The 15,268-nt window shown below is 53.3% G+C and carries 10 protein-coding genes; 6 read left to right on the forward strand and 4 right to left on the reverse strand.

The genetic code is table 11. The features are described 5' to 3' along the window. Window positions 1-48 precede the first annotated feature (48 nt). Window positions 49-807, reverse strand: coding sequence for a LytR/AlgR family response regulator transcription factor (locus P2W70_RS25105; RefSeq protein ID WP_276484298.1), 759 nt, complete (start codon window positions 805-807; stop codon window positions 49-51). Window positions 808-832: 25 nt separating this feature from the next. Next, window positions 833-2,569 (reverse strand): histidine kinase, encoded by a 1,737-nt coding sequence (locus P2W70_RS25110; protein ID WP_276484299.1) that lies wholly within the window; start codon window positions 2,567-2,569, stop codon window positions 833-835. A gap of 331 nt (window positions 2,570-2,900) precedes the next feature. Here P2W70_RS25110 and P2W70_RS25115 point away from each other — a divergent pair, with 331 nt between their 5' ends. The 6 genes from P2W70_RS25115 (at window position 2,901) to P2W70_RS25140 (ending at window position 13,438) form a co-directional block, all read left to right on the forward strand. After that, window positions 2,901-4,403 (forward strand): flavin-containing monooxygenase, encoded by a 1,503-nt coding sequence (locus P2W70_RS25115; RefSeq protein WP_276484300.1) that lies wholly within the window; start codon window positions 2,901-2,903, stop codon window positions 4,401-4,403. Between the two features lie 119 nt (window positions 4,404-4,522). Next, window positions 4,523-4,954 (forward strand): hypothetical protein, encoded by a 432-nt coding sequence (locus P2W70_RS25120; protein WP_276484301.1) that lies wholly within the window; start codon window positions 4,523-4,525, stop codon window positions 4,952-4,954. Between the two features lie 185 nt (window positions 4,955-5,139). Further along, the gene (locus P2W70_RS25125; protein WP_276484302.1) at window positions 5,140-7,920 is read left to right on the forward strand and encodes a M14 family metallopeptidase; all 2,781 of its coding nucleotides are present in this window, start codon (window positions 5,140-5,142) and stop codon (window positions 7,918-7,920) included. Between the two features lie 118 nt (window positions 7,921-8,038). Further along, window positions 8,039-8,356, forward strand: coding sequence for a c-type cytochrome (locus P2W70_RS25130; RefSeq protein WP_276484303.1), 318 nt, complete (start codon window positions 8,039-8,041; stop codon window positions 8,354-8,356). Next, window positions 8,334-8,885 carry an anthrone oxygenase family protein gene (locus P2W70_RS25135; RefSeq protein ID WP_276484304.1) on the forward strand — a complete coding sequence of 184 codons (552 nt, stop codon included), beginning with the start codon at window positions 8,334-8,336 and terminating at the stop codon, window positions 8,883-8,885. The genes P2W70_RS25130 and P2W70_RS25135 overlap by 23 nt, the downstream gene beginning before the upstream one ends. Window positions 8,886-8,962: 77 nt before the next feature. After that, window positions 8,963-13,438 carry a PKD domain-containing protein gene (locus tag P2W70_RS25140; protein WP_276484305.1) on the forward strand — a complete coding sequence of 1,492 codons (4,476 nt, stop codon included), beginning with the start codon at window positions 8,963-8,965 and terminating at the stop codon, window positions 13,436-13,438. A 3-nt stretch (window positions 13,439-13,441) separates the two neighbouring features. Here P2W70_RS25140 and P2W70_RS25145 read toward each other — a convergent pair whose 3' ends face one another. Together P2W70_RS25145 and P2W70_RS25150 are read right to left on the reverse strand one after the other, a co-directional pair. Next, window positions 13,442-14,167: a copper homeostasis protein CutC gene (locus P2W70_RS25145; RefSeq protein ID WP_276484306.1), complete on the reverse strand. Its 726-nt coding sequence runs from the start codon at window positions 14,165-14,167 to the stop codon at window positions 13,442-13,444. Window positions 14,168-14,193: 26 nt separating this feature from the next. Continuing rightward, entirely contained in the window at window positions 14,194-15,258 is a 1,065-nt protein-coding gene (locus tag P2W70_RS25150; protein WP_276484307.1) for a glycosylasparaginase, read from the reverse strand. Window positions 15,259-15,268: the final 10 nt, after the last annotated feature.

A 15,268-nucleotide genomic window follows, 5' to 3' on the forward strand; every position in this document is an offset into this window, starting at 1 on the left:
TCGCTAACGAAGGTATGAGCGGCGTTTGTGCCGCCTGCGTTGGTACTGCTATACGAGTCGCTGCGCCATCAGGGCCAGGAACTCGTCTTTCTTCTTGGGAGAGATGGCAATCATGGCTTCATCGTTCATGACGGCATACCCGCCATCGGCCTTTACCATCTTCTTCACTTCTTTCATATTGACCATATACGAATTGTGCAGGCGGAAGAAACCGTGGTCGCTGAGCAACAGTTCGTATTCTTTCAGGTTTTTGCAGACCATGAGGTGGCTGCCATTTTTCATAAAAAACGTGGTATAGGGTCCTTTGGCTTCCAGGCGTATGATTTGACTGAGTGGAACAAACTCTACCCCTTCGGAAGTAGAAAGACTGATGGAAAAATCTTCACCCGAAGGGCGGCGTACGTTCTTCAGCAGCAGTTCCAGTTTATTTTCTTTCTCTTTGGCGCCCAGCCGGTCGATGGCCTTGGCCACCGCGGTCTGCAAGTCCTCGAACGCGATCGGCTTCAGGAGATAGTCGATGGCACTGACCTTGATCGCCTGTATAGCATAGTGATCATAGGCGGTGGTGAAGATGACTTCGAAGTCGCGGTGCCTGACCTGTTGCAGGACTTCGAAACCGGTAGCCGTTTGTAATTCGATGTCCAAGAAAACGATGGCAGGCAAGTGTTTGTCAATGGCTGCTACGGCAGTTTCCAGGGTAGGCGCTACGGCCACGACCTGGATATCCGGACAAAACTCTTTCAGCAGGTGTTGCAAAAAATCGCTGTTCATGGATTCGTCTTCGACGATGACCCCATTGTATTTCATAGCAAAAGTTTACTGTAGTAAAGGTTTACGCCTTGTCGAACAAGGGTTGTGGTATTTCGAGCGTTGCGTTGTTCAGCGATACTTCTCCCTCCTGTTGCACCGACCGCGAGTGGGCGATCTGCTTACCCCCGCGGGCATTGAACAATCCGATCCGACGCTCCAGCATGGTTTCGTCGGCATTGATCAATCCCTTTTTGCGGTCCATGGCAGCGGCCTGTACGCGGGAGCTCCCGTTATCATTCACTTCTACAATCAACTGATCGTTTTCTTTCCGGAAGGCCACGCTCAATTTACCGCGGTGCCCGTTGTGCAGGTTCAATACGCCCCGGTACAGGGCTTCTTCTACCAGGCTATGGGTCAACATCGGTAATATCATGGCGCCCTGCATACCGGGCTCTACGTTGATCTCATAGTCAAATTTATCGTGGAAGCGGCAATGCTCCAACCAGAGATACTCACCCACCAGCTCGGCCTCATCTTTGACACTGATCGATAATTCATCGCCATAGTTGATCACCTTACGCAGGAACAGGGAAAAACGATTGATATACTGCAGCGATGCTTTTTTATCGTCGCCGGTAATGAAATACTGGATCGCATTGAGGGAGTTGAACAGAAAATGCGGGTTCATGCGCGCCTGCAGGATCTTCAGTTTCAGCAGCTGATTCATGCGTTCTATCTGCTCGTTCTTATCCCGCAGTTCGGCATGTAATTTCTGTTTGGTCTTGTACCGGTTGTACAAGGCCAGCGCCAGCAGGATGGCAGAGCCCAGTAGTACCAGTACGATATTTCTAAACGATCGGTGACGTTGCACTTCCACGGCGGTATCCATCAGCCGCTTGGTCACGATCTCTTTTTCGAGCGACACGAGGTCGAGCGCCGGTGCACTTTCCTGTACATTTTCAAAGACCAGGTCTCTCACTTCCGACCCGAGGTGCCGGGTGATGATGGCGCCTGCTTTCATGCGAAATAGTTCGGAGGTAAAATACTCATCCATGATGGGCTTCCAGTCGGACTGCTGCGGCATGATCGCCGCAAAACCATCGCGTCGGCTGGAGAGCACATTTTGCCTTTTCACCTTGATGCCTTTTTGCAGCGCTACGATGTAGACGGAGAGGGGGATGTATCCAAACCCCTTGCTGTCGCTGGCAATGGTACGCATCACCTCGTAGTCTTCCTCTTTGTAAATGACCGGCAGCCGGGCGTAAAAATTCGTACGCAGCGACAACACATCTTCTGTCATGGTGGTACCGGCCATAGTATACGCGCGCATTTCGCGCAGGCGGCCGGTGAACTCCTGCGAACTGGCGTACATGGGCTCCAGGTTATTGGTGACCAGCACGTTCAGGTCGGGCATATAGGGTAAGGTAAACTGTACTTCTTTGCGGCGGGCGGGGGTAATGGAGAAATAGGACCAGCCAAAGACACCGGGTTGCGGACTGTTGCGCACTTTGTGGTAGATGCTGTCGAAGGCGCCCACCCTTTCCCACACGATGGTGAGCTCGATGCCGTATTTCAATTGCAGCCAGGACTTCATCGACTCCATGATCTCATACTCCACCCCTTCCAGCCGGTCGTCTTTATTCAGGTAAATAAAGGGTTCGATATCGTCCCATAGCGCCGTCACGGTGCCTTTCTTGTTCCTGAATACTTCCTGCCAGCTGTCGCCCTTCCGCGGTGTGGGCTGCGCCTGTACCCATGTCACCGTCAAAAGGAGCACTACCGTCACTACTGATCGCTTTACCGTTGCCCGGCTCCTCATGGTTTTGGTTCTTTTAACAAAGATCACAAAAGAACGACCAAACTGCCGCTTTACTTAACGAATGGCGGTTTTGACTTAACGGATGGAGGCCTGCCTTGAGTGGGTATGGCGGGGTCCTGAACCAGGTGGAGAGTCGGCTGCCTGTTACCGGCCTCAAAATACCCGCAAACGTCTAGCACGAACCACTGCCTGGCCAGCGCATACACCAGCCAGATCGCCGGAACGGGTTTCGGACTATCTGTTAAGTGAATCCGGTCATTTGTTAACTGTGCCCGTTACTGGCTGCCGTGCAAAGCTACATTCGCTGTACACACTATTAAAACCCATCAACATGAAACATGTAGGCATTATAGGCGCAGGCATCAGCGGACTGACCACGGCCAAAACATTCCTGGAAAAAGGCTACCGGGTGACGGTACTGGAAAAGACAGCCGACCTGGGCGGCGTATGGGAGAAAAGCCGGTCTTACCTGGGGGTGGCTACGCAAACTACCCGCGACGAGTACGCCTTCTCCGATTTTCCCATGCCGGCCGCTTACCCGCTATGGCCTTCCGGCGAGCAGGTGCAGGCTTATCTCCGCAGCTATGCCGTCAGCAAACATATATGGCCACATATCTGGTTCAATACCCGTGTTGACCGGCTATTATTCGATCAATCGAAATGGGAGGCCCATATTACCGACCTCCGGCAGCAGACCACCCACCAACTGTCTTTCGATTTCGTGGTGATCTGTACAGGTACTTTTCATCAGCCCCATGTACCCGCCTTTGCCGGAATCGACAGCTTTGTGGCGGCCGGTGGACAATTGCTGCACAGCAGTGAGGTAAAGAGCGATCGGCTGCTGCACAACAAAGCCGTGACCGTGGTAGGCTTTGCCAAATCAGCCACTGATATAGCCACCTTATCGGCTGGCCTCGCCAGCAGTACTACCCTGCTGTACCGAACCGCACAGTGGAAGGTGCCGCGTTATTTCGGCAACAAGATCAATATGCGCTTCCTGCTCTTCTCCCGTTTATCGGAGGCTTTCTTCAACGCGCCGCGCAAGTCCTTTGCGCAAAGATTGCTTCATTCAGTAGGACGTCCCTTGGTGTGGGCGCAATGGCGGGGACTGGAAGCCTTGCTCAAATGGCAATTCAAGCTGAAGGCGTGTGGCATGCTACCTACCCACCGCATCGAAGACCAGATCAGTTGCAGCCTGGGGGTCGCGCCGGAGGGGTTCTATGAGCTCGTACATCAACAAAAGATCAAGGCGCACCAATCCGAGATCGCCCGCATCGATGGCAAACAACTGGTGCTGGCGAACGGACAAACCATCCATACGGATGTATTGGTATGCGGTACGGGCTTCACCCAGGAGCTGCCTTTTCTCGATGAAAAATACCGCCACCTGATCGTAGGCGATGACAAGCGCTACCATCTCTTCCGCAACATCGTTCATCCCCTGGTGCCTCAACTGGGTTTTGTAGGATTCAATTCCAGTCTCTTTACTACCCTTACTTCCGAAGTGGCCGCCAGCTGGCTGCTGCGGTATATGGAGCAAAGCCTGCACCTGCCAGATGCGGCCGCCATGCAGGAAGACATGGCTTTTATGGATGCCTGGCGCACGCAAAGCAGGCCTATCGCTGCCGAATTCGGTGGCACCTGTATTGCGCCGTTCAATTATATGCACCTCGATCAACTGATGACCGATATGGGCTTACCCGTGAAGACAGGCCGTGGATTAAAGGCTTACCTGAAACCCATCAACCCGGCCGATTACCACCAGCTGCTGCGTGGCAGCCGGCAACAACCAGCCATGCTGAAGAAAGTGAAACCTGCCTATCAGTATTATTGATCCGTTAAGCCGGAGCACTCATTCATTAAGCGACTGGTGACCCCGCCATTTTTGAACTGCAACTTTGTACTGTTCATTCAATAAACAAGAATCTATCTTTCATTACAACAAACCGATTTATGAAAAAAGTATCTTTCCTCTTAGCGATGCTCGCCCTCTCCACAACGACTACGGTGCTGGCACAACAAAACAAAACGGTCAACCACAACATCGACGTAAAACTGAGCGATGGCAAAAACACCATTCGTATTCCCGATGAAGGCGGTACGATCCAGTTGGTGAAACGCGGCGATAAATTCTCCGATGTGGTGTATACCGATGCGGCGGGCAAAAGTACGCGCCTGAGCCCGGCCAGACCCGGTGCCAGCGTAGCGCCCACACCAGCCTGCAAATGGCCTATTCCCGATGCCTGCTATTCGATCCCCAACAACCAAAGTATTGGCATGTGTATCTGCAAGGCCACCGACCTCAAGAGCAATGACGACTTCACCGTCGGCCTGTTGCTGCCTGCGGTGCAGAAAGTGCGTGATGCTGCCAGCAGGAATAAATAAAAAACCAGCTACGAAAAGAAAGGTCCCGGCCGCCCTGTTGCGAGCCGGGATTTTTTTATTGAAAAAGTGTTAATAACTTCAGAACCTTGCGCAAAAGGAAACCGGCCCTCCCATCGTCTGATGGACCAACCGGCCTGGCCGGCTGCACATGAGAAAACCAATTATTCATCAATTCTAATCGCTACATGATCCGTTCAAGACACTGCTTAAGTATTTCGCTGGCGCTGTTGTTGAGCACCGGTCTCACCAGGGCGCAATCTGTTCCGGCGCCCAAAGAGCATTTCGGGTTCAATATCGGCGACAACTACCAACTGGCCACGTACACACAAACCGAGGCCTATTTCAAAAAGCTGGCAGCCTCCTCTGACCGTACCAAACTGGTGGAGATGGGCAAAACGGAAGAAGGACGCACCCAATGGATGCTGATCGTTTCTTCCCCCGCCAACCTGGCCAAGCTCGACCAATACAAAAAAATATCGCAGCAACTGGCGCATGCCGAAGACCTGACCGAAGAGCAGGCCCGTGCCCTCGCTGCCGAAGGCAAAGCCGTGGTCTGGATCGACGGCGGTCTGCACGCCACAGAAACCGTGGGTGCCCACCAACTGATCGAAACCGCTTACCAGCTTACCAGCCGTAAAGATGCCGAGACCATGCGCATCCTCGACAATACCATCATCTTGCTGGTGCATGCCAATCCCGACGGACAGGAGCTGGTGACCAACTGGTACATGCGCGAAGCCAAGCCGGAAAAGCGCTCGTTGTCTTCCCTGCCCCGCCTCTATGAAAAATATGCCGGACACGACAACAACCGCGACTTCTTCATGGCCAACCTGCGCGAAACGCAGAACATGAACCGCCAGCTGTACATCGAATGGTTGCCACAGATCATGTACAACCACCACCAGGCAGGCCCTGCCGGCTCGATCGTTGCCGGCGCGCCCTACCGCGATCCGTTCAACTACGTGTTTGACCCCTTGCTGATGACGAGCATCGATGCGGTGGGGGCAGCCATGGTTAACCGCCTCAATGTAGAAGGCAAACCTGGCTATACACAACGGGATGGTTCGTCGTTTTCTACCTGGTACAATGGCGGTCTGCGCACCACCACCTATTTCCACAACATCATTGGCCTGCTTACGGAGATCATCGGCAGCCCTACCCCCGCAGAGGTACCCCTGGTACCCCAGCGTTTGTTGCCCAACGGGGCTACGCCCAATCCGGTAACACCCCGCAAATGGTTGTTCCGTCAGTCTATCGACTATTCCATTTCGCTCAATTATGCGGTACTGAACTACGCTACCCGTTACCGCGATGAGTTGTTGTACAATATCTACAAGATGGGCCGCAACTCCATCGAGCGCGGCAGCCAGGACTACTGGGGACTGGCGCCCCGTCGTGTGGCGGCCATCAACACGGCTTACCAGAATGACCAGAAGCGTACCAGCGGCGGCAGGCCCGCTGCGGCTGCAGAAGGTGCCGGTGGCGGTTTCCGCATGGGCGGCATGCCGGTCAAGTATTATGATTCGGTGATGAAGGACAAGACTACCCGCGATCCCCGCGGCTTTATCCTGCCCGCCGACCAGGCAGATTTCCCGACTGCTGCCAAATTCGTCAATGCGCTTATCCGCACCGGTGTACTCGTACACAAAGCCACGGAAGAATTTACCGTCAATGGTAAAAAATACCCCGCTGGATCCTTTATCATCAAAACCAACCAGGCTTTCCGTCCACACGTGCTCGATATGTTTGATCCCCAAGATCACCCCAACGATTTCCGTTACCCGGGTGGCCCTCCCATCGCGCCGTATGATGCGGCAGGATGGACATTGGCCTACCTGATGGGCGTTCAATTCGACCGTCTGCTGGAAGACTTCAATGGGCCTTTCCAGCGCATTCCTTATGGCGAATTGCAACAACCGCAGGCACCTGCGGGCAAAGCAGCTGCTGGTTATGTACTCAACAGCGCTGCCAACAACTCCTTTACCGTGGTGAACGAATTGCTGAAAGCGGGCGCACCGGTATTCCGTACCAAAGACGCCGTGAATGGCATGGCAGCCGGCTCTTTCTTTGTTCCTGCCGGTGGCAAAGCCAAAGGCATTGTCGAGAAAGCAGCGGTGGAGCAAGGCGTAGTAGCCCTCCCGGCCAAACGCCCCGGCTCGCTGAAGCCTGTCAGCAAATTACGGATAGCCCTGTGGGATACGTATGGCGGTTCCATGCCTTCCGGCTGGCTCCGGTATATTTTCGAGCAGTTTCATTTCGAGGCAGATGTTATCTATCCTCCAACGGTCGACTCGGGTAACCTGCGTTCCAAATATGATGTGATCGTATTTGTAGGTGGCGCCATTCCCGCTTTCTCGGCAGAAGGTGGTGGCCGGTTTGGTGGCGGTGGATTTGGCGGCGGCGCCAATGACAGCATCCCGGATGAGTTCCGTGGACGCCGTGGCCGTATCACGCCGGAGAAATCCATTCCCGAGCTGAAGAAGTTCCTCGAAGCGGGTGGCCGTGTGGTCACCATTGGTTCCAGCACCAGCCTCGCTTATCACCTGCAATTGCCGGTGCGCAATGCCCTGGTAGAAATGGTGAATGGCGAAGAGCAGCGCCTGCCGAATGAGAAATATTATATACCCGGCAGCGTACTGCAAGCGAGCCTCGATTCTACGCAGTCTGCAACTTACGGCCTGCCTGCCAATTGCGATATTTACTTCGATGCCAGTCCGGTGTTTACCCTGGCGCCCGACGCTATCGCCAAAGGCACGGTGAAACCCCTGTTGTGGTTCCCCAACGACAAGCCCCTGCGCAGCGGCTGGGCCTGGGGACAAGCCTACCTGCAAGGCGGCGTTACCGCGTTTGAAGCGAAAGTAGGCAGCGGTAAGCTATATGCTTTTGGTCCGGAGATTACCTTCCGGTCACAAACGCATGGCACTTTCAAGCTGCTGTTCAACCAACTGATCGGTGTAGCGGAATAAGCTGTCACCTGATATATAAGATGCAGACCGCGGCCCTAGGGCCGCGGTCTTTTTTTGTGTCGGTTTTGTTCTATTTCGCCGGCAGGCGCTGCTGTAGTTTTGGATTCAAATAATAGCCATGAAGAAATTATTCACCGGGTCCCTGTTGTGCAGCCTGCTGCTACTGCTGCAGTCGATGACTGGCCCGGCAGCCCAACAGACTGCTACCCCACGCACCGGTCAGGAACTATTTGAGCGACATTGCAAACAATGCCATGGTAAAGATGGTACCCGCGGTTTGTTTGGCGCGGCCAACCTGCAAACCAGCCGACTCGAAGATCCCGCCCTGTATGCGACTATTGCGAAAGGGCGTAAGATCATGCCCGCCTGGGACAGGAAACTGGATACCGCCGAGCTGGTACTCGTAGCCACCTATGCCAAAAGCCTTCGAAAATAACCCCTACAACGCCACCATCACCATGAAACCTACACGTATGACCATGATCCTGCTCGTAGCCGCTACCCTGGCTACTTCACTGGCAGCCGGCCTTTTTTATGCCTATACCTGTTCTGTCAATCCGGGCCTGAGCCGGCTGAGCGATACGGCTTACCTGGAAGCCATGCAATCCATCAACAGGGCCATCCTCAACCCGGTATTCTTCCTCAGCTTTATAGGTGCCGCTATCTTATTGCCCCTTGCCGTATACTTCACCTGGCGCCCGCACCCTACCGATACCACCTGGTGGTTTATGGCGGCGGCCATCCTGTACCTCATTGGAGTATTTGGGGTGACGATCGCCGGCAATGTACCGCTCAATGAAGCGTTGGACAGGATCAACATCGCGGCTTCCACACCGGCAGAACTGGGGCAACACCGGCAGGCATTTGAGCCAGCCTGGACCAGGTACCACAATATCCGCACCATCGCCAACCTGTTGAGCGCCATCGCAGCCATTGTCGGGTGCCTTTTTTATTCTAAGGGATAGCCTATACAGTTATGATTTTTATCGGCGAATGCCTATTTTGTGGTCAGGCAACGGCTGTTGCCTATCCCTGACCACCCATGAGAAATACACCCCCAGTCCTTGTTTTCCTGGCGAGACAACTGACCTGCTGCCTGTTCCTGCTGCTTTGTTACCAGACGCAGGCGCAACTACGTGCGCAATTTACGAGTGATGTCACCGCAGGATGTTCCCCACTGTCCGTTGCCTTCACCAATACCAGCACCGGAACAAGTGCCAGTACGCAATACAGCTGGGATTTTGGCAATGGGAATACCTCTAGCCTGGTCAATCCGGGAGCCATCTTCACAACCCCAAACGTCTATCCTGTCAAGCTAACCATTACCAGTGGCGGACAATCAGCTACGTATTCAGTCAATATTACCGTACGGGCAAATCCGGTGGTCAGCTTCGTGGCCGACAAAAGCAGCGGCTGCATACCCTTACCCGTACAGTTTACTGCAACGGCTACACAGCCCGGAACCGGATCGATCAGTTCCTATTATTGGGATTTTGGCGATGGATTTACGGAGGAAAAAACGGCGGCCTCCGTGCAACATATTTACCAGGTAAAGCAATCGACTGCAGTAAGCCTTACCGTAAAAAACGATGCGGGTTGCCACAGCACCGTAACCCAAAAAGACCTGATCGATGTACGCCCGCTTCTGCTGGCAGATTTCGTTTCGGACAACAAAGTCCTGTGCCAGGTCAATGACCCCGTCCGGTTTACCAACAAAAGCAAAGGGCCCGGTACACTGACCTACCTGTGGGATTTTGGCAATGGTCAAACCTCCGGCGCGCCAGACCCCTCACCTACCTTCAATACCCGCGGATCATATACCGTAAAACTGACGGTCAATAGCTCCGAAGGATGTACCGCCACCAAAACAGCCTCCAACTACCTGAACGTAGCCAATTACGCAGCCACCATTCAGATGCCGCCGTCCGGCTGTACAAAAGACGCTGCGACTTTTAAAGCTGTGTGCACACCTCTGCCCGACAAGATCGACTGGGAAATAGATGGCGTGCCGCAAACCAAACACGATGACAGTTTAAAAGTTCCCTTCCTGACTCCCGGCACCTACACCATCAAGCTCATCGCCACCTTCGGCAACTGCATTCAGGAAGCGACAGCATCACATACCGTAAACGGATTACCACCATTGACGGACATCAATTACACCACCGATCCGGATTGCTTTCAATTTGGCGCTGTAACCTTCAAAGACAATACCCCGGGTGCCGTTAGATGGGAGTGGGATTTCCAATATCGGTATTGGGAGGCCAATAAAACGATGGCCACGACACGCGAAGCCTCGTATACCTTCCAGAATGCGAACACCTGGCCGGTGCGACTGAAGATATTCGATGCAGGAGGCTGCACCGCCGAAATCATCAAAGATATCTCTGTAATACCAGCCAATATCGATATCAACATCAGGTTTGAAAAGCCGGCACTTTATTATGGAAATGTCAGCTGCGGCCCCAACCACGCTTACCCCAAGGCCACCAACAGCCAACACCTGGTAAAATACCAATGGTCGCTGGATGGCAAGGTCGTTTCAACCGATCCGGAACCTGCTATCTTCCTGGCCACCCCCGGATCACATTCCATCAGACTCGATTATGAAACAGACAAGGGATGCAAGGGTTTCGTAGAAAACCAATCGGTACTTATGTTTAGAATACCGAAACCGGATTTTGAATCCGCCAGCGGAACGACCGTTTGTGGCAATACGCCGGTCAGATTTGTCAGTAAGTCGCAAGACAAGGATGTTTTTAATTCGGAGCTTTATGTCATCAATGGCGTAATGCCCCAACCCCAGATAGGCATCTACGGTTATTACATACATACTTTCACCGAATCCGGCCCCTACACCATCAAAATGATCTCCAGCAATACCGGGTGCGTCGACAGTATCACCAAGACGGCGTATATCACCGTAAAGCCGGGGTTTGTCAGGATTACCGGACATACGCAGACCTGCGAAGACAGGCTGACCGTAAAGATTGCACAGACCTCGAAAGAGGTAGACACGTATGTATGGAATTTCGGCGACGGCCAAAGCGCCACGATGACGACCAACGAACCAGAGATCGAACATACCTATGCCCAGGACGGCGCCTACAAAGTGTTGGTCACCGCTATTACCGCGCAATGTGAAGTAAAGGACTCGATAATGGTTTATATACGGCGAAAATCGACCCCGACCATCGCCGTCGACCCTGCGCAATTCGCCAACCTTTGTCCCGGTCAACCACTGCCCGTTACCTTCACTAACCTGACCGCTTCGCCTAACCCTGCCCAGTGGTTCCACTATTATATGGATAAATGGGAATACAGTGACGGCACCACCTTTACCGGCAGTAACAATGCTGTCAACAACCAGGTATATCCCCTGGCGTTTAAAACCCAATTAACCGGGCTCGATGCCGCTCAAAGCAGGATCCGGGTGATCCTGAAAGAAGCGAATAATGGATGCCTCGACACCAGCAATTATATTACTTACAACATCAAAGGCTCACTGGCCGATTACACCCTGCTCAACAATGACGTCTGCTTCAACGCCCCCCTGCAGATCAAAGACGTCTCTACTTCCAGCCCGGGCACACAGATCCAACGATGGGACTGGGACTTTGGAGATGGTCAGCGCCAAGCAGCTACACAGGGCGGCATCGTATCCCATCAGTATGCTCATCCCGGCACCTACCATATCACCCTGAAGGTTTCCGACAATGCCGGTTGCACCTCTACCACCGTTCAGCAAACCACACAATCGGCCCGTATCAACGGTCCCCAGGCAGCATTTGATGCCAGTGCTGCCAACATACCTCTGAATGGTACCATCCAGTTGACCAACAAAAGCAACGACTTCAGTTATAACCGCGCCACTTACCGTTGGGACTTTGGCAACGGCACCTATGCGACCGAGGCCAGCACCACGATCAGGTACACGGTACCGGGCCCCTACACCATTACCCTCACGGCTACCGATCCGGTTACAGGGTGTACGAGTATCGATAGCCGGTCAGTGCTCGTAGGCCCGGCTACGGCCGATTTTGCCTTCAATAAAGTCTATGTAGGAAAAAGCAATTGTTTGCCCCTGCTGGTCAGGTTCTCGTCCAATACCGTCGGCATCGATAGTGTTAGCTGGGACTTTGGAGATGGTACCCGAGCAGGCAACACGCCCGCTCCCACGCATATTTATAACCAGCCCGGCAAATATTACATTACCCTTACTTCGTATGGTCCGCATACAACGCTGCAGAAGCTCGACTCCGTGATCATCCTCGAGCCACAAACTACCTTCCGGGCCGACCAGTGGGAAGGCTGCCCCGGACAAACGGTAACGTGGGATCTCACCGGGATCAATACACAGGGATATACCTGGGACTTTGGCGATGGCAATACCAGCACGGCACAATCAGGATCCATCACCCATAACTATCCGCTACCCGGAAGTTATGCTCCCACCCTGCTGATGAAAGATGTAAACGGGTGTATTACCGCTGTCAGCATCAGCGACAAAGTGACCATACACCCCAACCCCACCATCCGGATATCACCCGTAGCGGGAACGGCCTGCCTTGGCCAACCGATCACCTTAACCGCCAGTGGTGCAACAACCTACCAATGGTTGCCTGCCTCAGGTCTCGACAATGCCCAGGCTACGCAGCCCATCGCCACACCTGCTCAAACTACTACGTATACCGTAGAAGGAACAGATCAGCATGGATGCAAAAATACAACCGCCTACACGCTGACAGTCCACCAGCCCTTCACCTTGCAGATAGCTCCGGAAGCAACCCTGTGTGAAGGCGATAAAACAACCTTACGGGCAACCGGGGCCGACCGGTATAGCTGGATCAACAGCACCAATGGCATCGACAATATCGTATCCCCCACACCCACCATTAACCCATCAGTAACTACCAGCTACACCCTTGTAGGTTATGATCGCGTGGGTTGCTTTACGGATACGGCGACTGTACACGCAACGGTGCATCCCCGGCCACAGGTACAGGCCAGCAAGGATACGGCCGTTCAGCCGGGAGATAAAGCTTACCTCACTGCCACTGCCACGGGTGATCAACTCAAGTGGGCCTGGACACCCGCCAACTACCTCAGTTGTACCAATTGCAATAACCCCATCAGTACACCGCAGGCAGAAATGATCTACAAAGTCACGGCTACCAATCAATACAACTGTTCTGCATCAGACGAAGTAGTCGTCAAACTGTTGTGTGACGAGTCGCGGGTCAGGATACCCAATGCCTTTAGCCCCAACAACGATGGCAACAACGACCACTTCGTCGTACTGGGCGTATCGGTGATCAAACACATGATCATTTATAATCGATGGGGCAATAAAGTATTCGAAGGATATGACATACCCACCAACAACAAAAACCGGCTGTGGGACGGCAATATGAATGGCATCCCACAACCGGTCGGCACGTATGTCTATTACATGGAGCTGCAATGCCCCAAAGGAGAACTATTCAACAGGAAAGGAGCGGTCACCTTGGTACGATAGCAGCTATTGCAATTGCGCGATCAAGGCCTTCAAAGCCACTTCATCGGGCAGGTATACATTGCCAAAGTCCAGCACCAACGGATTGGAGAAGGTCATCGGGTTGACGGTTGGTTTCCGCAGACTACCATGAAACTCCCAGGCACCTGTTTGCTCCCGCAGTGCCTGAATATTATCGGCCGTAATACCCGCACCCGGCATGATGCTGATGCGATCACCAGCCTGCTGCACCAGTTGTTTCAGCAACGGTATGCCCTCCGGCGCGCCGCTTTTTTGTCCGGAGGTCAGGATTCGTTCACAACCCGCCGCAATGATATCTTCCAAAGCCTGCAATGGGTCGGGCGTGGCATCGAAAGCCCGGTTGCAGGTCACCCCCATGGGGTAAGCCCATTCCACAAACTGCTTGAGTTTATCGACATCGATCTCGCCATTGATCTTCTGTACGCCGATGGAAATACCATCGCAGCCCAGGTCTTTGCATACCGCGATATCAGCCTTCAGCATCGCGAGCTCATCTTCATCGTAATAGTAATTGCCGCAGCGCGGACGCAGGATGGGGTACAATTTAATGCCCAGTTTTTCACGGGTACGCCTAATGACGCCGTAAGAGGGAGTCGTTCCACCTTCCACGGGATTGTCGCATAACTCCACGCGATAAGCGCCCAGCTTTTCTGCCAACAGGCTGGATTGAATATTAAAAGAACAGAGTTCGAAACGTGCTTTGGTAGCCATAGTTTATCGTAACTAAGTGATGAGTTTTAGTAAATACTTTTCGCAGTATACAACTTTTCTTCCTGCCCGCTCTTAACAGCATACGTAAAACCTGGCTGCAGGGCATAAGCGCCCGCTTGTCCCGCTTTGTTCAACGCAAGAAAGCCTACCTGGATATCTTTGGCGTGAACCGGGTTGCGCTTAATGAGTCTTTCTATTGCCAGCTTGCAGGCCTGCTCTGGTTGATGGCCCTGGCGCATCAGTTCAACGATCAGGTGGGCACCCACCATGCGGATCACTTCTTCCCCCACGCCCGTAGCAGTGGCAGCACCCACTTCTGGATCTACATACAACCCGGCCCCAATGATCGGCGAATCGCCCACCCTACCCTGCATCTTAAACGCCAGTCCGCTGGTGGTGCAGGCACCACTCATGCGTGCCTGGCTGTCGATGGCCAGCATGCCGATGGTATCGTGGTTATCGACACCGCCTGGCATGGGATCTGTTTCTTTGTTGTAGAGATAGCCATAGCCCTGGTTCTCGATATTGATGATCGGTTTGTATTGAGCCGTCTTCAGCCATTCCTTCCAGGCTTTCTCACTTTCCGGCGTCAGCAGGTTTTCTTTTTTAAACCCGTTGGCCAACGCAAAGCGCTGGGCACCTTCTCCTACCAGCACGATATGTGGTGTTTTCTCCATCACGAGCCTGGCTACCGAAATGGGATGCATGATCTGCTCGATGCACATCACCGAACCACAGTTGTAGCGTTCATCCATGATACAGGCATCGAGTGTCACGCGGCCGTCCCGGTCGGGCAGGCCACCATACCCTACACTATTGCCTTTGGGATCACCTTCGGGCACGCGTACACCCACCTCCACGGCATCCAGTGCATAACCACCGTTGCCCAATATTTCCCAGGCAGCCTGATTGGCCGCCAATCCCATCTTCCAGGTGGATACAACAATGGGCGGTGTAGTTGATTGCGTTGCCCCTGTATTGCCGGCAGCCTCATCGATATTGGGAGTGCCTTCAGCCAGTACATTCCCCAGCGAGAGCATGCCGGCTGAACCTAATAAAGAGCGTTGTATGAATTTTCTACGTGTAGACATATTAATGGGG

Origin of the sequence: Paraflavitalea pollutisoli, assembly GCF_029360705.1 — a bacterium.
Classification (GTDB): domain Bacteria; phylum Bacteroidota; class Bacteroidia; order Chitinophagales; family Chitinophagaceae; genus Paraflavitalea; species Paraflavitalea pollutisoli.